We start from the raw sequence: 19,723 nt of genomic DNA, 5'->3' as shown, positions 1-19,723 counted from the left end.
CGATCTGCGGATTCGCGCGATTGCTGTGTTACGGATCAACCGGGAACACAGCCATGTACGCTCAACAGATCGCCAAGATTGAACTGCCAACGCAGCCGAGCCCTTTCGCTCTCCTCGATGGGGCTATGGCGCAACCGGTCAGCTTCTTCCCGGCTGGCACGGAGATCTACGCCCAAGGCGAAAAGGCAGGACCCCTTTACCAGGTCGAATTCGGCGCGGTGCGTGTCTACCGGCTGCTCGCCGACGGCCGCCGGCAGATCAGCGCCTTCCACATGGCCGGAGAGACTTTCGGCTTCGAGGCCGAGGCCACCCATCATTTCTTCGCCGAGGCCATCAACGCGACCGGTATCCGCGTTGTCCGGATCGCTGCGGCCGCGGACATGTCCCGCCAGTTGCTGCCGCTTGCGCTCAAGGGCTTGATCAGAGCTCAGGAACATCTGCTGGTCCTTGGCCGCCAGAACGCCATCGAACGGGTCGCAGCGTTCCTAGTCGACATGACGGAACGGCAGGGCGGCTTGCGCCAGGTCGACTTGCCGATGTCGCGACTGGATATTGGCGACTATCTCGGCCTCACCATCGAGACGGTGTCGCGGGTCTTCACCCGACTGAAGGACAAAGGCGTCATTCGCCTGCTCGGTTTGCGCAGCATCGAAATCCTCAAGCAGGACGTGCTTTTGGACATGGGTGAATAACCCACCCTCGCCGCTGCGACGACGCCAGACAACACCCAAGGATTTGAGACGATGAACAAGACGCTCACCACCCACACGGGATTCTGTTTCCAAGTGCGCGGCGCGCGCCCCGAGGACGAGCCGGCACTGGCTGAGTTTTTCACCCATGTGACCCCTGAAGATCTGCGCTTCCGCTTTCTCGGCGCCGTGCGGGAAGTTTCGCACGAACGGCTGGTGGCAATGACGCGGTCCGATGATGCGCACATCCATAATTTTCTTGCATTCGCACCAGACGGAATGCTGATCGCGGTGGCGACACTGGCCAGCGATCCGGCCGACCGGCGTGGCGAGGTCGCTGTCTGCATTCGCGATGACCGCAAGCAACTGGGCGTCAGCTGGGAATTGCTCGCCCACATTGCGCGCTACGCGGATGAGCTCGGTCTCGAAACCATCGAGTCGATCGAACACCGGGAAAACCGTGCGGCAATCGAGCTTGAGCGCGAGATGGGCTTCACCGTCACGACGGATCCGGATGACGCAACCCTCGTGCTGGTGCAACGCAAGCGAGGGGCCAAGTTGCCGAAGTAGCTGGGCACGCGGTTCCAGCGGCAGACAGACCGCTCAGAATGCCAGCGTCTCGCGGGCAACGGCCTGTTCCTCACCGGCCGGAATGACGAGAATGTCGACGCGCGAATTTGGCGCGCTGACACTCTCCGCACCTTTCTGGTTCAAATGCTCATCGAGCTCGACGCCAAGCCACGCAGCTGCTTCGCAGATCCTGTGCCGGATCAGTGGCGCGTGTTCGCCGATGCCAGCGGTGAACACCAGCGTGTCGAGCCCGCCAAGCGCGGCGGCAAGCGAGCCGATTTCACGTCCGACACGATAAACAAATAGGTCGACGGCTTGAACGGCCGAAGGCTCTTTTGCGCCCAGCAGAACCTGCATGTCTCCAGAAATGCCGGAGACGCCCAGCAGGCCCGAACGTTCGTAGAGAAGGCTGGCCAGGTCTTCGCTCGACAGCCTCCTCTCCTGCAGCAAATACAGGATGACGCCCGGGTCCAGCACGCCGCAGCGGGTGCTCATGACGAGGCCGTCAAGCGTCGAGAACCCCATCGTCGTGGCGACACTGCGTCCAGCCTTCATCGCGCAGAGGCTGGCGCCGCTGCCGAGATGGGCGACGATCACCCGACCGCCGGCGGCCGCACCGTAGCGCTCGCGCAGCTTCGCAGCGATATGGCTGTAGGACAGGCCGTGAAAACCATAGGAAACGATGCCCGCCTCGGTCATCGCGCGCGGCAGCCCGTAGATCTTGACAAGTGCTGGCCGGCTCGCATGAAACGCAGTGTCGAAGCATCCGACCTGACGCGCCCGCGGGAGGAGCTCTGCAGCCCGGGCAACGATCTCGAGATTGATCCTTTGATGGATGGGCGCCAGCGGCTCCAGCAGCTGTAGTGCCTCGAGCGCGTCCGTGTCGAGCAGCGTCGCTTGGGTGAAGTCGCGCCCGCCATGGACGATCCTATGCCCGACCCTGTTGATGCGGCCAAGAAGGTTGCGATCGGCGAGCAGCGCAGCGACCGTTGAGAAGGCTTTGGCAACATCGATCGATTTTTCGCCCAGGCTGATGTCGATCTCGGGGGATCCGGCCGCGGCCGCGACGTGCAGGCGCGGATGCCGTGCGAGCGACGAAATACTGCCGCGCAGCAGCTCGGAAAGCTCGGCGCTTGCCTCGAACACCGCGAATTTCAAGCTCGATGACCCGCTGTTCAGGACAAGGAACGCATCACTCATGAAGCCGTCCGCATTCTCGGCCCGGTGGTGCGCCGAAACCCGCTCGTCGGCTTATTGGGCAAGTCTGGCGCCGCATCCATGCCCTGCTCCCATTTCCAGCCAAGGATCTCCGGCATATCCTGACCATGAGCACGGATATAGGCCCGATGCTCAATCAGTTTGCCTTCCATCTCCTGCACCTGCCCGATATTGGCGCCCTTGCCCTTTGGCAGCCGCTCAAGGACGCTCTGGACGAGATGGTATCGATCCAGGCCATTGAGCACCGTCATGTCGAATGGCGTTGTCGTCGTGCCTTCCTCATTGTAGCCGCGCACATGGATGTTGTCGTGATTGGTGCGCCGGTAAGTCAGGCGATGGATGGTCCAGGGATAGCCGTGATAGGCGAAGATCACCGGCTTTTCCGAGGTAAACAGGGCGTCGAATTCACGGTCCGACAACCCATGGGGGTGATGCTCCTTGGGTTGCAGGGTCATCAGGTCGACGACATTCACCACCCTGATCTTGAGTTCGGGAATGGCATACCTGAGGATCTGCACGGCCGCCAGCGTTTCGAGCGTCGGGACGTCGCCGGCGCAAGCCATCACGACGTCAGGATCCTCGCCATTGTCGGTCGAAGCCCAGTCCCAGATGCCGATACCCGTCCCGCAATGAACGATGGCCTTGTCCATTGAAAGCCACTGCCACGATGGCGGCTTGCCGGCGACGATCACGTTGATGCGGTTCCATGTCTGCAGCACGTGATCGGTCACGCACAGCAAGGTGTTGGCATCCGGCGGCAGGTAGACCCGCACAATATCGGCTTTCTTGTTGAGAGCGACATCGATGAAGCCTGGATCCTGATGGCTGAAGCCATTGTGCTCCTGGTGCCAGACATGGCTCGACAGCAGATAGTTCAGCGACGCCACCGGCCGACGCCACGGAATGTCGCGGCAGGCATCCAGCCATTTGGCATGCTGATTGAACATGGAATCGACAATGTGAATGAACGCCTCGTAGCAGGAAAACAAGCCGTGCCGCCCGGTGAGCAGGTAGCCTTCGAGCCAACCCTGGCATGTGTGTTCCGAGAGAATCTCCAGGACCCTGCCGTCGCGGCCAAGATGAACGTCTTCGGGCAGGATCGTTTCCATCCAGGCGCGCTCGGTGACCTCGAACACGTCCTGAAGCCGGTTCGAGGCCGTCTCATCGGGACCGACGATGCGGAAGTTCTGCGCCGCCTCGTTCAGCTCCATGACGGCGCGCAGGAACTTGCCCATCGCCCGTGTCGATTCGGTCTTCACCGCGCCCGGTCGTTCGATCGCAACCGCGTGGTCGTGCACTAGGGGCAGGACGAGGGACTTGCGCAGCAGGCCGCCATTGGCATGCGGGTTGGCACCCATGCGCCATGTGCCCTCAGGGGCGGAAGCGCGGATCGCTTCAATAGGGGCGCCGGCTGCATCGAACAGTTCTTCGGGCCGGTAGCTTCTCAGCCAGTCCTCGAGCAGCTTGAGATGCGCCGGGTTTTCCGCAAGGCCCGACAAGGGAACCTGGTGCGAGCGCCAGAAGCTCTCGGTCTTCAGTCCATCGACCTCCTTCGGTCCGGTCCAGCCTTTGGGGCTGCGCAGCACGATCATCGGCCATCTTGGTCGCGAAGTCCCTGTTGCGGAACCGCTCCGCGCGGTCTGCTGGATCGCACGGATCCGGTCGAACGCATCGTCGAGCACGCTCGCCATGCGCTCATGCATCAGCGCCGGCTCGTGCCCCTCGACGAACAGCGGTTCATAGCCATAGCCGACGAACAGCGAGCGCAATTCGTCTTCTGGGATACGGGCCAGAATGGTCGGATTGGCGATTTTGTAGCCGTTCAGATGCAGGATCGGCAGAACCGCTCCATCGCGCTCAGGATTCAGAAACTTGTTGGAATGCCATGCGGTGGCCATCGGCCCGGTCTCGGCCTCTCCGTCGCCGACGACGCAGGCGACCACGAGATCGGGATTGTCGAAGGCCGCGCCATAGGCATGAGAAAGCGCGTAGCCCAGTTCGCCGCCCTCATGGATCGAGCCCGGCACGTCGGGCGCCGCGTGGCTCGGTATGCCGCCCGGAAAGGAGAACTGGCGGAAAAGTTTGCGCATCCCCTGCTCATCCATCGATATGTCGGGATTGAGCTCACTGTAGCTGCCCTCAAGATAGCTGTTCGCCACCATTGCCGGTCCGCCGTGACCAGGTCCGCAGACATAGATCACATTCGCGTCACTGAGCCTGATCATGCGATTGAGGTGGGCGTAGATGAAACTCAGCCCCGGCGACGTTCCCCAATGGCCGAGCAGGCGTGGCTTGACGTGCTCCAGCCGCAACGGTTCGCGCAGCAGTGGATTGTCGAGCAGGTAGATCTGGCCGATCGTGAGATAGTTGGCGGCACGCCAATAGGCATGGATGTCGTACGCCTCGCGGTTGGACAGGACACCACTGGAGGCTGGATTTGTCGTGTGCTCGGTCATGTCTGGCTCCGTTGTTGGCGACAGTCTTGAGTCTTGCGATTTCGACTTGCGCCTGTGTTTCGTCGAGCTGCAGCGAAGGAACACAAACGCGTCGGCGTTTCAGTGCATCTCTTCGCAGGATTTAAGCATCATTGCCGTCGAGCGCGCGGCGCATGCGCCTGATGACCGCCGCACGTCCCCGCTCGTCGGCCGCAGCGCCGACCGCTTCGTTGATGTCGAGGAGAAGTCTGGAAAGGTCGTTGTGCCAGTCGAGGCGGGCAACGCTTTCTGGTCTCAGACGGCGGGGCTGGTTGAGTTCGACCGGCAGACTGCCACTGAACGTCAATTGGAAGGCATCATCCAGCCGCGGCGTGATGATCCTGCCGTCAGGCATAATCGATTGCAGCCGCTCGCTGAAGCCACGCAGCCCTTCCTCCTCGCCATGGGTGAGGAACACCGCCTGCCTTACCGGACCTCTGGACGCGACCCACGCAACCAGTTCGGCTGCGTCGGCATGACCGGAATAGAGGTCGAACAGGCTGACATGCGCCTTGACCTCGACCTCCTCGCCCTGGATGCGCACGCGCCGAGCGCCGTCGAGCAGGATCCTGCCTAGAGAGCCCTGGGCCTGGTAGCCGGCGATCATCACCGTGGCATTCCGGCGCCAGAGATTGGCCTTGAGGTGATGGCGGATCCGGCCCGCGTCGCACATGCCGCTGGCAGCGATCACCACGAAGAAGCCGGTCAGGCGATTGATCGCCTTGCTCTGTTCCACCGTCTCGGTAAAGCGTAACTCCTTCGAGTTGAGGGCCTGCCGTAGCGCGTCACCCTGTTCGATCTCGTCGGCATGCCGCTCAAAAATCGCGCTGGCGCGTGTCGCCAGCGGCGAGTCGACAAAGACCGGCGCGGAGGGCACGGCACCGGTCCGCATGAGCAGATGGAGATCGACCAGCAGTTCCTGCGTTCGCTCCACGGCGAAGGACGGAATGATGAGAGGTCCGCCGGTCTCGGCGGCGCCACGCACGATGTCACCCAGCTGCGATCGCCGCTGCTCGGGCGATACATCCGGGCGCTCGCGGTCGCCATAGGTCGATTCGCAGATCAGGTAGTCGACCCCAGCCGGACCTTCCGGGCCGGTCTGCAGCAACTTGTGTCCAGGCCCGATATCGCCTGAAAACAGAATGCGCATGGGTCTCTTCTGGTGATCCAGATCGATCTCAAGTTCGACCGAGGCAGAGCCGAGCAGGTGACCAGCGTTCCAGAAGCGGGCCCGAAGGCCTTCGGCGACGGTTGTCCATTCGCCATATTCCAGGGCCCGGAACAAGGTCATGCAGGCGGCCGCATCTGAAAGAGTGTAGATCGGCTCGACCAGCGGCCGACCGCGCCGCGCGTTGCGTCTGTTCAGCTGTTCGACTTCCATTTCCTGGATATGCGCCGCGTCGGGCAGCATCACTGAGCAGAGATCGATGGTGGCGCGGGTCGAATGGATGGGACCGGAAAAGCCCTCCTTGACCAGCTTCGCCAACAGCCCACTATGGTCGATATGCGCATGCGTCAGGATGACAGCGTCGATCGTCTCCGGCGGGAACGGAAACTGGCCATAATTAAGTTCCCGTTCCGACTTCGATCCCTGGAAAAGGCCGCAATCGACGAGAACCCGCCAGCGGGAGGTTTCGATCTCGTAGCATGAGCCGGTGACGCCGTGGGCCGCGCCGTGAAAGCGCAGGATAGGATCCGTGCCGCGAGCGCCTTGCATGTCGCCACGCCCTAGTGGGAGAGCAGGACAGGCAGGCGCAGATCGGCAAGCACCCCGTCCGTAGCGCCACCGAGCACGAAATCCCTGACACGAGAATGGCCATATCCGCCCATGACCAGAAGCTTGCCGCCGATTTTGAGGGCATGCTCCTGCAGTGCAGTCGCGACCGAACGGTCCTGTGCCTGGATCGAGACCGCCTCGGCCATCAGACCACGCGCCCTCAAGCCCGAAGCAAGGCGCTCGCCAATGCCTTGCCCCGGAAGCGGCTTCTCGTCGGTGACGGTCACAACCGTAACCATTGAGGCACGTTCGAGAAACGCCCGCGCGTCTGCAACAGCCCTTGCGGCCACTCGGCTGCCATCCCAGGCGATAACGACATGTTCAAAGGGTTCCACCTTCGTGGAATCGGGAAGAAGAACGGTCGGCCTACCGGAGCCGAAGACTGTCGCCTCGGCCAGCGTCCGTGCCGTCTGGTTGGCGGGCGCCCAGCCGACAAGGCAGGTGTCGAAATAGCGGGAGTGCTCTGCGGCAACATCTCCCATCAGGGCCAGTGGCGCTGCGATCTCCTGGGCGGACAGGATCACCGCACCTGATGAGGCCTCATTGGCAACCGCCTCAAGCAGAGCTTTGCCGTGCTTGCGGCTTGTCGCCTCAGCTTCCGCTATCTTGTAGGGGAGGTCGAGGAGGTAGGTTGAGAGCGCATTTGAAACGTCGGGAATATCGACATTGATGGCGACGGCATGAAGCGCCGCTCCGATCTGCTTGGCGACGGCAACAGCGTTTACGGCCACTGCCCCAGCATTTGCGTCCGGATACGTCGCCAGACAAAGAACTGCCATTAGCTTCATCGGTTTTCGCCTCCATTGATGCCGGCCCGGATGGCCAACTTGCGTGGTATTGGTAGTCGCGGTGGGCGAGCCCGGCTTTGATCCACCGCAAATGCGTGACCACTGGACGAGATCCGCGTCGGCGCCCACGCCGACATCGTGTCGCCCGCCGTCGCTGCGCTGGCTCAATTGCATGGGCGAAAACCTGTCGCTATTTTGGAGCGAATGTTGTCTCTTGTCAGACGTCAATGCCCAAGCGGAAGACGACGCAACGATGGCACCGGCGGTCACCGCGATCCATGTCATTTCGGGGCTTCCGGACCTTTGACCGACTGACGTCGAGGACGCCTCCCGACGGGCTCGCCTCGCGACCCTCCCGTTCACGGTCCAGCATCAGCGCCACATCGTGGATTGTCTTGAACTGAAACGGCGCACGAAGCTGCGGCACCACCAGTAGACGGTCTGCCAGGGCGGGAAATCCTTCGGCAGCATGCGCCAGCCGCCACCCGGTCGGGCCATGTAGCGGATCGCGTTCAAGACTCGCGCAGGTCCCTCGCCACGCGCCGCCCGGTCATGGACGCGCCCGGCAGGAACGGTTGTATCCGCGACCATTCCTCATCCGTCAGATCGGACGGATAACGCTTGGTCTTCTTCTCGACGTCGGCCATCCGGCCACGCGTCGCTCGGGTCCACATCCCAAGCTTGAATTACGTGCGATCGCACCGTTCAAGGCGTTTTCAATCGGTCTCTGAGCGCGCTCGAACAAGCCCCGCCAATCCGCCGACCGCACTGCAGCATCGGGCGGCAATCAATCTGGTTCGGCTGTGATTCTTGGCGAGAACACGATGTCAATCGGAGATGACCAATCTGGATTAATCACTGAGTGGCTGACATTGCCATAAAATACGACAAAAAGGCGTGTGCCCGTTCCGAACCTTCGGGCCGGCCGCCACCTATGGTTCTGCACAAAACGGGAGGGCGGCTACTCCTAGCACAAGGGCTGCGTCTCTGCGTGGATACTCGTTGCCTCGACCCGAACAAGATCCGGCCTTCGCACCCTTGTCGCCGAAGACATACGGCCACTTTCGGAAACCCGAAACTTCATGGAGTGTTTCAATGACGCGAATACTGTTTGCCGGCCAGAAACCTGAAACCGTCGACTTCTCGGACCCGTCCTTGCCGCCCGGCTTCAATGCCGAAAAAATCAACGCTGGGATCGCTTTGGGCGTGGCGAAAATCGAGGAACGGGGCTGGCAGGGTGACACCTGCATGATTACGCCCGATGCCGCACTCAAAGGAGCGCTGAGCAATGCGACGTACGATTGCGTGGTGATCGGTGGCGGCCTAGGCTGCCGCCCAAGGGGCTACCCTTGTTCGAAACCGTTGTGAACATCATCCACAAGGCGGCGCCTAACGCCGCCTCAACACCAGACCCGAGGACACTGCGGAAGCCGCTGCCCGTCAGCTCCCCACGAGTTGACACCTCCCACGCAGTTTTGCAGTCGTGCTACAGCATTACAAAGTTTTAACCTTGGCGGCAGAGGTGGCCCTCAACCTTTCCGCTCCCGCTTGGCTCTAGCAAAGCCCCGATCGGTCGCGATAAATCGCTCAAGCATGGGCACAATCAGGCGAAGAGGATCAGTGGAAGGCTGACCCCCGTCGCGGCCAAGGATCTCAGCATATCTGGACAGATCGCGGTGCAGCGGCGCCGGCAGTTCCACTGTGACCTTAACCGGCTTGTCGTCTGCAATCGGACCGAGTTTCAGATTGGCCATTTTCAGCCTCCGTAGGGTTCGAGCACGAGATCGCGCGTAACGACGACACGCACATTGACGCCAGGCCGTATCGTCAGTGTGGGTGCGATGTTGAGTTGGCGCTGGACGATCTGCTGGCCCATCTGGCTGAGGCTGTCGGAGGCGCCGCTGCGCAAGGCGCGCACGATGTCACCTTCCTGGCCGGACGAGCCGGCCTCCGCGCCAACGCTGAGAATGGTGGTGAGTGCGGCCGCCTTGAACAGCTCGGCCCAATGGTAGTCGACGCCGTCCTCAAGGCCGGCATAGCCTTGGGCGTCAGTGCCAGGCTGGCGTTCAAGAACAATGGAGCGTCCGTTGGGAAAGACCAGCCTGTTCCAGACAAGCAGCACGCGCCGCTGGCCGAAGCCGACGCCATTGTCGTACTGGCCAATGACACGCGTGCCTTGCGGGATCAGCAGCGAGCGACCCGTCGGACTGTCATAGACATTTTCGATCACCTGGGCGGTGATCTGACCGGGCAGATCGGAACGGATACCGGTGATGAGGGCCGCCGGGATGACGGCCCCTGCTTGGAGCACATAGGGCGACGCCGGCGGCGTGACGCGATCCGGCGCCACGGTGCGCCGATCAGCGGCCGCATTCAGAAAGCCGAGCTGGCGGTCTTGCGTGGTCGACTGGCCGATCTGACCGGCAAGGTCGGGGCCGCCAAGGTTCGGCGGGGAAGTTCCTGCGGGCGGGGTTTCGGCCAATGCCGCGATTGACTGCCCCGTCTGGAAGAAAACACGCGACGTTCGGGCCGCCTCCTCTTCGGCCCGCCGGCGCTGTTCGGCTTCATCAACCATCGGCGTTGCGATCGTAGGCGGCACGACGGGCTGTCCCTTGTTCTGGGCATCAAGCATCGGCCGGCCAAGATCGCCAGGCAGCGGCGGTCCAAGAACAGGGCCAGTATAGTCGCGCGGCAGGCTGGCCAGTCCCTCGGCGGGCTGCCTGTTGGACGTCGAGTAGAGCTCGTCGCCATGCCTGCCGGTTTCACTCGTCCGAAGCGCGTAGATCAGCGCGCCGCCGACGCCAAGCGATGCACATAAGCCGATGCCGGCAAGCACCTTGCGCGACAAGCGCGTGACGCGCGGCGGATCGGCGCGAAGCTGCATGGGGGCAGCCGGGATTTCGTTCTCGCTCATGATTGTTCCCCTCCCCTTTGACGAAATGCGTTCTTTGCACTCGGCGCCGCATTGGTGCCTGACATCCACAGACCTCTCCTCGTGGCATCGGTGCGGACGATCCTGACGGTCTGTTGCCGCTTGCCACTGCCAAGCCGCAATTCCGCGGCGCCAAAGAGACGGTCGACGATCAGGGTGTTCTGGTAGACGCGGCTGTTGGCAATCTCGGCCTCGCCGTCCGGGCCTATGACGAAGATGGGCGGCATCTCGCCTTGCACGATCCCGCGTGGAAACTCGACGTAGGCCCGCCTGCCGTCGTCATAGACGCTGACGGGCCGCCACGGGGCCGCGTCGCCGGTGAAACCATAACGATAATTGCGTGCGGTGATGGCGGGAATCACCGGTGTCGCGGGGATCGCGCGCGCTTGTCCGGCCGGCGCCGCGGGATAGGCCCATGACACGGCGGGCATGTAAGGCTCCTCGCCCGATTGCAGCTCGATCATGTAGCTGCGCCGGTCGGTGGTGATGACGAGATTGGTGTTGATGTCCGGACGCGAAGGCTTGACCAGCACATGGACGCGCCTGGAGACGCCCGCTCCGCTTTCGGTGTCACCGATGATCCAGCGCGCGGTATCGCCCGCCGCGATCGGACCTTCGCCGGTCAGGCTTTCGCCGGGCTCAAGCGCGATGTCCGTTATCTGTCCTGGAGCGGCATAGACCTGATAAAGGGCTCCTTCACTCCAAGGATAAATCTGAATGGCGTTGTAATAACCCTCACGACGCGGCTGGACCCGCGCCGCCGCGTTCGCGTTCTCGACGCGCGCCACCGGCGTGCTGCCGGCCGCGCCGCCGCGGGCCGGGACCCACCCTGGTGGAACGTGCAGCGGTTTGGGTCTCTCATCGAGTGCGGCCACCGGAGCGGCAGGCAAAGGCGGCACGGAGGCGTCATAGGAGATCTGAGGTGGTTTCTGCGGTGTGGCGCAACCGGCAAGTAGCCAGCCCGACAACAACACCGCGGCAAACGCCGACTTTCTCAAAGCTGGAGTGGCGATGATACCGAATGGCTGGTTCATTGGCTCATCTCCCGCGACCAGTTTATGGCGTTGACGTATATGCCAAGCGGATTGGCCCGCAGCCGGTCAGCGTCGCGTGGCGCCTGGATCACGGTTGTCAGAATGGCTGTCCATCGCTCGCTGGTGGAGAGCTGGCCATCCTCGTAATGACGTTCGGCCCAGGCGACGCGAAAGGAGTCCGCCGAGGCACGAATGACGGACGAGACATCGACGGAGACCTGCTGCTTGCCCACCCTGGAGAAGGGGTCGTTGACACGGGCATAGTCGTTGAGTGCCGCGGCGCCCCCGTCGGTGGTCCATTCGTAGGCGCGCATCCAGTTCTGGCGCACGACGATCGGATCGGCCGGGATGGAGCGGACCTGCTCGATGAAACGGGCGAGATGCCACGCAATTTGCGGGTCGGTTGGCCTATAGTCCGAGGTGGCGGGCGCGAGTGCCTGCGCCTGTCCGAGCGTGTCAACCTGCACCACCCAAGGGATCACCGTCCCTCGCAGTGATTGCGAAACGAGCGTGGCGGCCAGGCCGGCCGACAGGATCAATGACCCGAAGGCCATTAAGCGCCAGCTTCTGGCCTGCACGCGAGCAGAGCCGATGCGGTCGTCCCAGACTTGCGCGGCCTTCTGGTATGAAGTCTCGGGCTGGGGCGCCTTGCCGTAGTGGGTGGCGGGCCGTCGAAAGATGTTCATGGGTCATTTGCCTTCGGAGAGAGAAACGGAACTACCGCTGCCATGGCCGTCGCCAGCGCGAACTGCGTGGGCAGCGGTTTGGACGCCGTGCGACAGGCGCTGGGACCGCTGCATGCGCTTGGCCCAGTCGGGTGTATTTTGTGCCACTTCGCCCGCGCCGGCCGCGCGGGAGACGGGAGGGTCGCTTGCGCGTTCGGCATTGCCCCTAACCGTCCCCGCTGTCGCGGTCTCACCGCGTTCCGCGTTGGCGGACCGTGGGCTAGCCGAGGAGGCCGATTGCACGGATTCACCGGCACGCGCGGCGGCGCGCCTGAGCGGCGAGCCATTTTGCGAAACACCGCCGCTGCCAACGCCGCCGCCCAGGGCGGAGGCGGCAGCTGCGGTGTCACCCTGGCCCGACGCGCCTGCAATCGAGCCGCCACGCACAATGGAGCTGCCTGCGGAGAAAGCCGCCGAGCCGCCGCGGGCTGCGAGGCTTGCGGTGCCGCCCGTGGCAAGCACCATGCCGCCTGCGGCCAGGCCTGTACCGACGGCGGCACCCGCACCGAGTTGCGGTCCGCCAGAGACGATGCCGTTGGCGATGCCCGGGCCGAAGATGCCGAGACCGAGAAGCGACAATGCAGCCAGCACGATTGCCATAGCTTGATCGATGGTGGGGTTTTCGCCGCCGAACCCTTGAGTGAACTCGCCGAACAGGGTCGAGCCAATGCCGATGACGACGGCCAGCACCAGCACCTTGATGCCCGATGAGATGACGTTGCCAAGGACGCGCTCGGCCATGAAGGCTGTCTTGCCGAAGAGGCCAAAGGGGATCAGCACAAAACCGGCCAGCGTCGCCAGCTTGAATTCGATCAGCGTTACGAAGAGCTGTACCGCCAAGATGAAGAAGGCAAGCAGGACCAGTGACCAGGCGAATAGAAGGCAGACGATCTGGATGAAGTTTTCAAAGAAGGAGACGTAGCCCATCAAACCTGAGATCGCCTCGAGCAATGGCCGTCCCGCATCGAGACCGGTTTGCGCCACCTTGCCGGGGTGCAGCAGGTCCTGAGCCGAGAAACCGGTTCCACTCGCCTTCAGGCCAAGACCGGAAAAACTCTCGAATACGATCTGGGCGAGACCGTTCCAGTTGGATATCAGATAGGCAAAGACACCGACGAAGAGCGTCTTCTTGACAAGCCGCGCAAGAATGTCGTCATCAGCGCCCCAGCTCCAGAAGAGCGCGGCGAGCGTCACGTCGATGACGATCAGCGTGGTGGCGACGAAGGCGACCTCGCCGCCGAGCAGGCCGAAACCGCTGTCGATGTAGCGGGTGAAAGTCGCCAGGAATTGGTCGATGACGCCAGTATTGCCCATATCTATCGGGCCTCGTGCAGGGCTGCATCTGGCGCGTCGGGCTCGCCTATCGAAGGCCCCGATGGCTGTTTCAGGCCGAGGAAGCGATCGCGCTGTTCGGCCCATAGCCGCGCGCATCCATCGTCACGCAGGGCAGCCTCGCCGAGGACCTGGCAACGGCGCAGACCCTCGCGAAGCGGGTTCGGCATCAAGCCTGCGCTTGTGTGCGCGCCCTCGCCCGCCAGCTTATTCTGTTTCCGGCTCATACCGAGCGCGGCCGCCGAGAGGGCGGCCGCGACAAAGATCACAGCCACCGCGCGAGCGAGGGTTTTGCCGTCCATGGCCATCGACCTCAGCGGTTAAACATCTGGACCGAGCCGACCTCGTAGCCCGAGCCGGGAGTGAGGAAGCGCCGGCGCTGCTCCCGCCCCTGATCGACCGCGGCGGCACGTTCGGCCTCGGTCAGCGCCTGGGCGCGACCGTTGGCGGCGACAACAGCGGTCAGGTCCGCGAGCTGCTGGCCCTGAAGCGCAAGAAGCTGATTGCCAGCTTGCGTCGCCTGCAGCGCTCCGGTCGCCGATTGGCTGGCGCCGACCAGCGCCGACATTTGCGCGCGGCCGGTCTCGATGTTTCCAACGACGCCCGCCTGGATGCGCATGGCGTCCTGAAGGCCGCCCACCGTGTTTTGCCAGCGCGAGCGCGCGTCCGTGACGAGCTCCTGGTCGGATGCAGAAAGCGAGACGCTGCCGTATTGCTGCTGAAAGGCCTTGTCGACCTGCTGGACGTCGAAGGCGATGTTTTGTGCTTGCCCGAGAAGCTGTTGCGTGCGTTGCACCGACTGTTGCAGTTGCTGGAGCGAGGACAAAGGCAGGCTCGCCAGGTTGCGCGCCTGGTTGATCAGCATCTGGGCCTGATTCTGAAGGGAGGTGATCTGGTTTGTGATCTGCTGCAGCGAACGCGCGGCCGTCAGAACATTCTGGGAATAGTTCGATGGATCAAACACGATGAAGGCATACGCTGGCGCAGTCGGCGAGATGGCGACCGGCGCGGCGAGTATCGCCGCGACCATGAGAAGGGCGTGTGGGCGCCTTTGACGAACAGTCATGGCTGGGAATCCTTTTCAGGTTCGGAAAGGGTTAGGTTGGGAATGAGGTCGGCGGCCCAGCCCACGTCACGGGCACGCAGCCAGGCCGCCAGGAAGCCGTTGCGGCCATGCTCGGCGATGATGCTGCCAATCAGGGCCTGATCGCTCTTCGAGGACGCGGCGCAAAGCGCCAGCCCGACCTCGGACAGGCCGAGCTCGAAGAGACGGTTGCCGCGGCGGGACTGGCAGTAGTAGTCGCGCTTGGGTGTGGCTCGTGCCAGGATTTCGATCTGGCGGTCGTTCAGGCCGAAGCGCCGATAGATGGCGGCAATCTGCGGCTCAACCGCGCGCTCATTGGGCAACAGCAGCCGGGTTGGACAGCTTTCGATGATCGCGGGCGCAATAGTCGAATTGTCGATATCGGCAAGCGACTGGGTGGCGAAGACGACGCTGGCGTTTTTCTTGCGCAGCGTCTTCAGCCACTCGCGCAACTGCCCGGCAAACCCCCCGTCATCGAGGGCGAGCCAGCCTTCGTCGATGATGAGCAACGTCGGACGCCCGTCGAGCCGGTCCCCGATGCGATGGAACAGGTAGGAGAGGACGGCCGGCGCGGCTTGCGTGCCCACCAGTCCTTCGATCTCGAAGGCCTGCACGGATGCCTGTCCGAGGTGTTCGGCCTCGGCGTCGAGCAATCGGCCGTGAGCGCCTCCGACACAGTATGGGCGCAATGCCTGTTTCAGGTCATTGGCTTGCAAGAGCACACTGAGCCCGGTGATGGTGCGCTCCTCGACGGGAGCCGAGGCAAGCGACGTTAGCGCCGCCCAGATATGCTCCTTTGCGTCCGGGGTGATCTGGATGCCTTCGCGCATCAGGATCGCGACGATCCAGTCAGCCGTCCAGGCACGCTCGTATGTGTCATGAACCCGGGCGAGCGGCTGCAGCGAAACGGAGGCGTCCACGCCTTCGGTGAGGTGCCCTCCGAGATCGTGCCAGTCGCCCCCCATGGCGAGCGCCGCGGCGCGGATAGACCCGCCGAAATCGAAGGCGAAGATCTGAGCGTTGCGGTAGCGGCAGAACTGCAGCGCCATCAGCGCGAGCAGCACCGACTTGCCGGCTCCAGTGGGGCCGACGACCAGCGTATGACCTACATCGCCGACATGAAGGACCAACCGGAACGGGGTCGAGCCTTCGGTCTTGCCGTAAAGCAAGGGAGGACTGACCAGATGCTCGTCCCGTTCCGGCCCCGCCCACACGGCAGAGAGGGGCATCATGTGGGCGAGATTGAGCGTTGAGATGGGAGGCTGACGGACATTGGCGTAGGCGTGCCCGGGCAAGGAACCAAGCCAGGCGTCGATGGCGTTGACGGTCTCGGCAATCGCCGTGAAGTCGCGGCCCTGGATGACCTTCTCGACAAGCCGTAATTTCTCGTCGGCCACGCGCGGGTCACAATCCCATATCGCGACGGTCGCGGTGACATAGGCCATGCCCGCCATGTCGGCGCCGAGCTCCTGCAATGCGGTGTCGGCGTCGGCCGCCTTGTTGGCGGCGTCGGTGTCGAGGAGGGCCGACGCTTCGTTGGTCATCACCTCCTTGAGGATCGAGGCGATGCTCTTGCGCTTCGCAAACCATTGCCGCCGTATCCTGGTCAACAGTCGGACAGCGTCGACCTTGTCGAGCAGGATCGCACGGGTCGACCAGCGGTAAGGGAAGGCCAGCCGATTGAGGTCATCAAGCAGGCCGGGTGTCGTTGCGGTCGGGAAGCCGGCGATCGAGAGCACGCGAAGATGCTTATCGCCAAGTCGTGGCTCGAGCCCGCCGGCGAGCGGTTCATCAGCGAGCAGCGCATCGAGATAGATCGGCGTCTCGGGGACGCGCACCTTATGGCGTTTGGTCGAGATCGTCGAATGCAGATAAGTGAGCGTTTCGCCGTCATCGAGCCAATGGCATTCCGGCATGAACCCGTCGAGCAGGGACAGCACGCGCCCTGTCCGGTCGACAAAGGCGCGCACGATCTCGCCCGATCCGCGTCCGACTGGTCGCGACCCTCATAAAGCCACCCCTCGGCGCGCGTGGCGTCTTCGGGCGGTGGCAAAAACAGGAATGTGAGAAAGTAGCTCGATACGAAATGAACCCCTTCCTCGTCGAAATCGGCTTTGCGCTCGGCATCGAGCAGGCTGGCGGCCGCATTGGGAAACTGGCTCTCGGGATAGGAGGCGGCTTCGTGCCGCTGTGCTTCGACAAAGACGCTCCAGCCCGAGCCGAGGCGACGAAAGGCATTGTTGATGCGCGACGCCACCGCGACAAGCTCTGCCGCGACGGCGGAGTCGAGATCGGGGCCGCGAAACCTCGCGGTGCGCTGAAAACTGCCGTCCTTGTTGAGCACGACGCCCGGCGCGACGAGTGCTGCCCAAGGCAGATAGTCGGCAAGGCGAGCAGCGGTTCGGCGGTATTCGGCAAGGCTCATCATAGCGGCGCCCTCAAACCGAAAGATGTCCGGGGAGCCGCAGGTGTCGGCGCCCAACCTCGAAAAACAGCGGATCGCGCCTGGCGGCCCATACCGCCGTGAGATGTCCGATTGCCCAGATGAGGAGACCGACCAGCCACAGCCGCAGCCCAAGGCCGACCGCGCCCGCCAGCGTGCCATTGAGGATCGCTATTCCGCGCGGCGCGCCGCCGAGCAGGATCTGCTCCGTCAGCGCCCGGTGGACGGGCACCGTCCACCCCCGCACCGCGTCGAGTTGTTCAAGAGCGGTTGTCATCAGATCAGCGCTCCGCCGCCGAACGAGAAGAACGACAGGAAGAAACTCGACGCCGCAAAGGCGATCGAAAGGCCAAAAACGATCTGGATGAGCCGCCTGAAGCCACCCGAACTGTCGCCGAAGGCCAGCGTCAGGCCGGTGACGATGATGATGATCACGGCGACGATCTTGGAAACCGGTCCCTCGACGGACTGAAGAATCTTTTCGAGCGGCTGTTCCCACGGCATCGAGGAGCCTGACGCATGGGCGACCGGAGCCACCACGAGATTGACGGCAATTGCGACGCAGGCCGCAGCCAGGCCGGCGCGGCAGCGCGAAAGCAGGCGGATCATGAATTTTCTCCTGTGTTGATGGGGGCAGCTTCAGCAATGCGGTAATCGCCGTCGGCGCCGAGACCCTCGACTCTGACCAGTTCGACAAGCCGCCGCGCGTTGCCGCGTCCGGCGAGCACAGCGACAAGCCCGATCGTGTCGGCGATCAGCGCACGCGGCACGGTGACAACGGCTTCCTGGATAAGCTGCTCAAGACGGCGCAGCGCGCCTATACCGGAGCCCGCATGAAGGGTGCCTATCCCGCCAGGGTGCCCTGTGCCCCATGCCTTCAACAGATCCAGAGCTTCGGCGCCGCGCACCTCGCCGATGGGGATGCGGTCGGGCCGCAGGCGCAAAGACGAGCGAACCAGGTCGGAAAGCGTGGCGACGCCGTCCTTCGTGCGCATTGCGACAAGGTTGGGCGCGGCGCATTGGAGTTCACGGGTGTCCTCGATCAGGACGACCCGGTCCGTCCCTTTCGCCACTTCGGCAAGCAGCGCGTTGGTGAGCGTCGTCTTGCCAGTCGACGTGCCGCCGGCGACGAGGATGTTGGCGCGCACGGCAACCGCGGCACGCAATATCGCGGCCTGGGCGGCCGACATTGTGCCCGCCGCGACATAGTCATCGAGCGTGAACACGGCGACGGCGGGCTTGCGGATTGCGAAGGCCGGCGCGGCCACCACGGGCGGCAACAGGCCCTCGAAACGCTCGCCGGTCTGCGGCAACTCGGCCGAGACGCGTGGAGAACGGGAATGGACCTCGACGCCGACATGATGGGCGACCAGACGCACAATGCGCTCGCCGGCGGCGGGCGCCAGCATGTTCCCTGTATCGGCCAGACCGTCCGAAAGCCGATCCACCCAGATGCGGCCATCCGGGTTGAGCATGACCTCGACGATCGCGGGATCGTCGAGAAACCGGGCGATGGCGGGTCCAAGCGCGGTGCGCAGCATGCGCGAACTGCGCGCGCGTCCTTCGGTATCGTTGTGCGAGATGGCCATACTGTCCCCGTTCTGGCCGGGAACACGTCGAACAACGCCCGGTCGGGGACGATCAAAAGAGCCTTGGAGCAGCCCGGTTCAACCGGTTTCAGCCGTCGTCGTAGCGTAGCGTAAAATTACCGGCCAACGGCGGCGCCGACGGTCATCGCGCTTTAAGCCCGACGTCTTTCCGCCTTCGCCGCAGCTCAAATATGAACTTTTGCAGTAAGATGTCCATGTTTATTGACAGAAGACTCCCGCCGGGTTTATGACAAAGCCACCGATGGCCTCTCCGGAAAGGCGATCGTTCTTTCCACCGCACGGAGAATTGCCATGAGGTCCGGTCAGAAGGACGCGATTTCTGAGCGGAAAGCCGCCGACCTGAGGCACGCTGAAACCATACTGACATCATCGGCACCCCTTTCAGCAAAGATAGGTGGCACCTCGTGAACATGTTCGAGATCTGGCTAGGCATTCTGCAGGGGCTGGGCATCACCCTGAAGGTCACGGCCTATGGCCTGGTCTTTGCGATCCCCTTCGCGCTCGTCTTCGGCGTCGCGCAGTTTCTGACCACCGGCATGACCCGCTTCCTGGTCACCGCCATGATTGAATTCTGGCGCAGTTCCGCGGTGGTCGTCCTGCTCTTCGTCTTTTACTATGTGCTGCCGGTGATGGGGGTCACCCTATCGGCGCTGACCGTCAGTGCACTGGTGCTCGGTCTCAACACGGGCGGCTACGCCAGCCAGGCGGTGCGCGCCGGACTGCAATCTCTTCCCGCCGGCCAACGCGAGGCGGGCATGGCGCTCGGCCTCTCGCGCCCGGCGATCCTGTTTCTGATCGAGCTGCCGCAGGCCTTGGTCGCCATGAGCCCCACCTTCGTCAACAATCTTATCCAGCTCGTCAAGGCGACGTCCCTCGTTTCGCTGGTCACGCTGACGGACATGACCTTCCGGGCCAAGGAGATCGCGCAGACCGAATACGATCCGGTGGCGATCTACTCAGCGCTGCTGCTGGCCTTCTTCGTCGTGTGTTATCCGATCGCACTCGCCGGCCGCTGGCTCGAGGCGCGGGTCAAATCCTGAAAGAGGA

18 protein-coding genes and 2 pseudogenes are annotated in these 19,723 nt (G+C 63.3%); 4 read left to right on the top strand and 16 right to left on the bottom strand.

Going from position 1 to position 19,723, the window contains the following annotated elements; genetic code table 11:
- Positions 1–53: 53 nt before the first annotated feature.
- Entirely contained in the window at positions 54–692 is a 639-nt protein-coding gene (locus tag FJ972_RS28470; RefSeq protein WP_140522947.1) for a helix-turn-helix domain-containing protein, read from the top strand.
- Positions 693–743: 51 nt separating this feature from the next.
- The gene (locus tag FJ972_RS28465; RefSeq protein ID WP_140522950.1) at positions 744–1,259 is read left to right on the top strand and encodes a GNAT family N-acetyltransferase; all 516 of its coding nucleotides are present in this window, start codon (positions 744–746) and stop codon (positions 1,257–1,259) included.
- Positions 1,260–1,292: 33 nt separating this feature from the next.
- On the opposite strand, the gene FJ972_RS28460 is transcribed toward FJ972_RS28465, so the two are convergent.
- The 5 genes and pseudogenes from FJ972_RS28460 to FJ972_RS28440 form a co-directional block, all read right to left on the bottom strand.
- Positions 1,293–2,459 carry an acetate/propionate family kinase gene (locus tag FJ972_RS28460; RefSeq protein ID WP_140522952.1) on the bottom strand — a complete coding sequence of 389 codons (1,167 nt, stop codon included), beginning with the start codon at positions 2,457–2,459 and terminating at the stop codon, positions 1,293–1,295.
- Positions 2,456–4,933: a phosphoketolase gene (locus FJ972_RS28455; RefSeq protein WP_140522954.1), complete on the bottom strand. Its 2,478-nt coding sequence runs from the start codon at positions 4,931–4,933 to the stop codon at positions 2,456–2,458. The genes FJ972_RS28460 and FJ972_RS28455 overlap by 4 nt, the downstream gene beginning before the upstream one ends.
- 121 nt (positions 4,934–5,054) lie before the next feature.
- On the bottom strand, positions 5,055–6,668 hold the full coding sequence (locus tag FJ972_RS28450; protein ID WP_140522956.1) for an MBL fold metallo-hydrolase: 1,614 nt from the start codon (positions 6,666–6,668) through the stop codon (positions 5,055–5,057).
- An 11-nt stretch (positions 6,669–6,679) separates the two neighbouring features.
- Complete coding sequence (locus tag FJ972_RS28445) at positions 6,680–7,801, bottom strand: universal stress protein (protein WP_224656362.1); 1,122 nt, start codon at positions 7,799–7,801, stop codon at positions 6,680–6,682.
- A gap of 5 nt (positions 7,802–7,806) precedes the next feature.
- Positions 7,807–8,190 (bottom strand): annotated as a pseudogene (locus FJ972_RS28440) (transposase); the annotation flags it as partial.
- Positions 8,191–8,611: 421 nt separating this feature from the next.
- Here FJ972_RS28440 and FJ972_RS28435 point away from each other — a divergent pair.
- The gene (locus tag FJ972_RS28435) at positions 8,612–8,884 is read left to right on the top strand and encodes a hypothetical protein (RefSeq protein WP_224656363.1); all 273 of its coding nucleotides are present in this window, start codon (positions 8,612–8,614) and stop codon (positions 8,882–8,884) included.
- 161 nt (positions 8,885–9,045) lie between these two features.
- Here the strand turns inward: FJ972_RS28435 and FJ972_RS28430 are convergent, their stop codons facing one another.
- The 11 genes and pseudogenes from FJ972_RS28430 to trbB form a co-directional block, all read right to left on the bottom strand.
- A complete protein-coding gene (locus tag FJ972_RS28430; RefSeq protein ID WP_140522958.1) occupies positions 9,046–9,270 on the bottom strand; it encodes a DUF2274 domain-containing protein in 225 nt (74 codons plus the stop codon).
- A 2-nt stretch (positions 9,271–9,272) separates the two neighbouring features.
- Positions 9,273–10,430 carry a TrbI/VirB10 family protein gene (locus FJ972_RS28425; RefSeq protein ID WP_140522960.1) on the bottom strand — a complete coding sequence of 386 codons (1,158 nt, stop codon included), beginning with the start codon at positions 10,428–10,430 and terminating at the stop codon, positions 9,273–9,275.
- A complete protein-coding gene (trbG, locus tag FJ972_RS28420; RefSeq protein WP_140522962.1) occupies positions 10,427–11,482 on the bottom strand; it encodes a P-type conjugative transfer protein TrbG in 1,056 nt (351 codons plus the stop codon). Before trbG ends, FJ972_RS28425 begins: the two co-directional genes overlap by 4 nt.
- Positions 11,479–12,168, bottom strand: coding sequence for a conjugal transfer protein TrbF (gene trbF / locus FJ972_RS28415; protein ID WP_140522964.1), 690 nt, complete (start codon positions 12,166–12,168; stop codon positions 11,479–11,481). Before trbF ends, trbG begins: the two co-directional genes overlap by 4 nt.
- A gap of 3 nt (positions 12,169–12,171) precedes the next feature.
- Entirely contained in the window at positions 12,172–13,521 is a 1,350-nt protein-coding gene (gene trbL / locus FJ972_RS28410) for a P-type conjugative transfer protein TrbL (protein WP_140522966.1), read from the bottom strand.
- 2 nt (positions 13,522–13,523) lie between these two features.
- Positions 13,524–13,841 (bottom strand): putative entry exclusion protein TrbK-alt, encoded by a 318-nt coding sequence (gene trbK-alt / locus FJ972_RS28405; RefSeq protein WP_140522968.1) that lies wholly within the window; start codon positions 13,839–13,841, stop codon positions 13,524–13,526.
- An 11-nt stretch (positions 13,842–13,852) separates the two neighbouring features.
- Positions 13,853–14,605, bottom strand: coding sequence for a P-type conjugative transfer protein TrbJ (gene trbJ / locus FJ972_RS28400; RefSeq protein ID WP_140522970.1), 753 nt, complete (start codon positions 14,603–14,605; stop codon positions 13,853–13,855).
- Positions 14,602–17,051 (bottom strand): annotated as a pseudogene (gene trbE / locus FJ972_RS28395) (conjugal transfer protein TrbE). The gene trbJ and the pseudogene trbE overlap by 4 nt, the downstream one beginning before the upstream one ends.
- Before the next feature lie 10 nt (positions 17,052–17,061).
- Positions 17,062–17,343 (bottom strand): VirB3 family type IV secretion system protein, encoded by a 282-nt coding sequence (locus tag FJ972_RS28390; RefSeq protein WP_140522972.1) that lies wholly within the window; start codon positions 17,341–17,343, stop codon positions 17,062–17,064.
- On the bottom strand, positions 17,343–17,675 hold the full coding sequence (locus tag FJ972_RS28385) for a TrbC/VirB2 family protein (protein ID WP_140522974.1): 333 nt from the start codon (positions 17,673–17,675) through the stop codon (positions 17,343–17,345). The genes FJ972_RS28390 and FJ972_RS28385 overlap by 1 nt, the downstream gene beginning before the upstream one ends.
- On the bottom strand, positions 17,672–18,655 hold the full coding sequence (gene trbB, locus FJ972_RS28380; protein ID WP_140522976.1) for a P-type conjugative transfer ATPase TrbB: 984 nt from the start codon (positions 18,653–18,655) through the stop codon (positions 17,672–17,674). The genes FJ972_RS28385 and trbB overlap by 4 nt, the downstream gene beginning before the upstream one ends.
- A gap of 431 nt (positions 18,656–19,086) precedes the next feature.
- Here trbB and FJ972_RS28375 point away from each other — a divergent pair, with 431 nt between their 5' ends.
- Complete coding sequence (locus FJ972_RS28375; protein ID WP_210239488.1) at positions 19,087–19,716, top strand: amino acid ABC transporter permease; 630 nt, start codon at positions 19,087–19,089, stop codon at positions 19,714–19,716.
- The last annotated feature ends 7 nt before the right edge of the window (positions 19,717–19,723 follow it).

This window comes from Mesorhizobium sp. B2-1-1 (assembly GCF_006442975.2).
Taxonomy (GTDB): domain Bacteria; phylum Pseudomonadota; class Alphaproteobacteria; order Rhizobiales; family Rhizobiaceae; genus Mesorhizobium.
This window is presented reverse-complemented; position numbering and strand designations above follow the sequence as displayed.

Bases quoted from the DNA above. Each gene is read 5' to 3' on its own strand.
- FJ972_RS28470 (WP_140522947.1), top strand. From the start codon at position 54: ATGTACGCTCAACAGATCGCCAAGATTGAACTGCCAACGCAGCCGAGC.
- FJ972_RS28465 (WP_140522950.1), top strand. From the start codon at position 744: ATGAACAAGACGCTCACCACCCACACGGGATTCTGTTTCCAAGTGCGC.
- FJ972_RS28460 (WP_140522952.1), bottom strand. From the start codon at position 2,459: ATGAGTGATGCGTTCCTTGTCCTGAACAGCGGGTCATCGAGCTTGAAA.
- FJ972_RS28455 (WP_140522954.1), bottom strand. From the start codon at position 4,933: ATGACCGAGCACACGACAAATCCAGCCTCCAGTGGTGTCCTGTCCAAC.
- FJ972_RS28450 (WP_140522956.1), bottom strand. From the start codon at position 6,668: ATGCAAGGCGCTCGCGGCACGGATCCTATCCTGCGCTTTCACGGCGCG.
- FJ972_RS28445 (WP_224656362.1), bottom strand. From the start codon at position 7,801: ATGACATGGATCGCGGTGACCGCCGGTGCCATCGTTGCGTCGTCTTCC.
- FJ972_RS28435 (WP_224656363.1), top strand. From the start codon at position 8,612: ATGACGCGAATACTGTTTGCCGGCCAGAAACCTGAAACCGTCGACTTC.
- FJ972_RS28430 (WP_140522958.1), bottom strand. From the start codon at position 9,270: ATGGCCAATCTGAAACTCGGTCCGATTGCAGACGACAAGCCGGTTAAG.
- FJ972_RS28425 (WP_140522960.1), bottom strand. From the start codon at position 10,430: ATGAGCGAGAACGAAATCCCGGCTGCCCCCATGCAGCTTCGCGCCGAT.
- trbG (WP_140522962.1), bottom strand. From the start codon at position 11,482: ATGAACCAGCCATTCGGTATCATCGCCACTCCAGCTTTGAGAAAGTCG.
- trbF (WP_140522964.1), bottom strand. From the start codon at position 12,168: ATGAACATCTTTCGACGGCCCGCCACCCACTACGGCAAGGCGCCCCAG.
- trbL (WP_140522966.1), bottom strand. From the start codon at position 13,521: ATGGGCAATACTGGCGTCATCGACCAATTCCTGGCGACTTTCACCCGC.
- trbK-alt (WP_140522968.1), bottom strand. From the start codon at position 13,841: ATGGACGGCAAAACCCTCGCTCGCGCGGTGGCTGTGATCTTTGTCGCG.
- trbJ (WP_140522970.1), bottom strand. From the start codon at position 14,605: ATGACTGTTCGTCAAAGGCGCCCACACGCCCTTCTCATGGTCGCGGCG.
- FJ972_RS28390 (WP_140522972.1), bottom strand. From the start codon at position 17,343: ATGACAACCGCTCTTGAACAACTCGACGCGGTGCGGGGGTGGACGGTG.
- FJ972_RS28385 (WP_140522974.1), bottom strand. From the start codon at position 17,675: ATGATCCGCCTGCTTTCGCGCTGCCGCGCCGGCCTGGCTGCGGCCTGC.
- trbB (WP_140522976.1), bottom strand. From the start codon at position 18,655: ATGGCCATCTCGCACAACGATACCGAAGGACGCGCGCGCAGTTCGCGC.
- FJ972_RS28375 (WP_210239488.1), top strand. From the start codon at position 19,087: ATGTTCGAGATCTGGCTAGGCATTCTGCAGGGGCTGGGCATCACCCTG.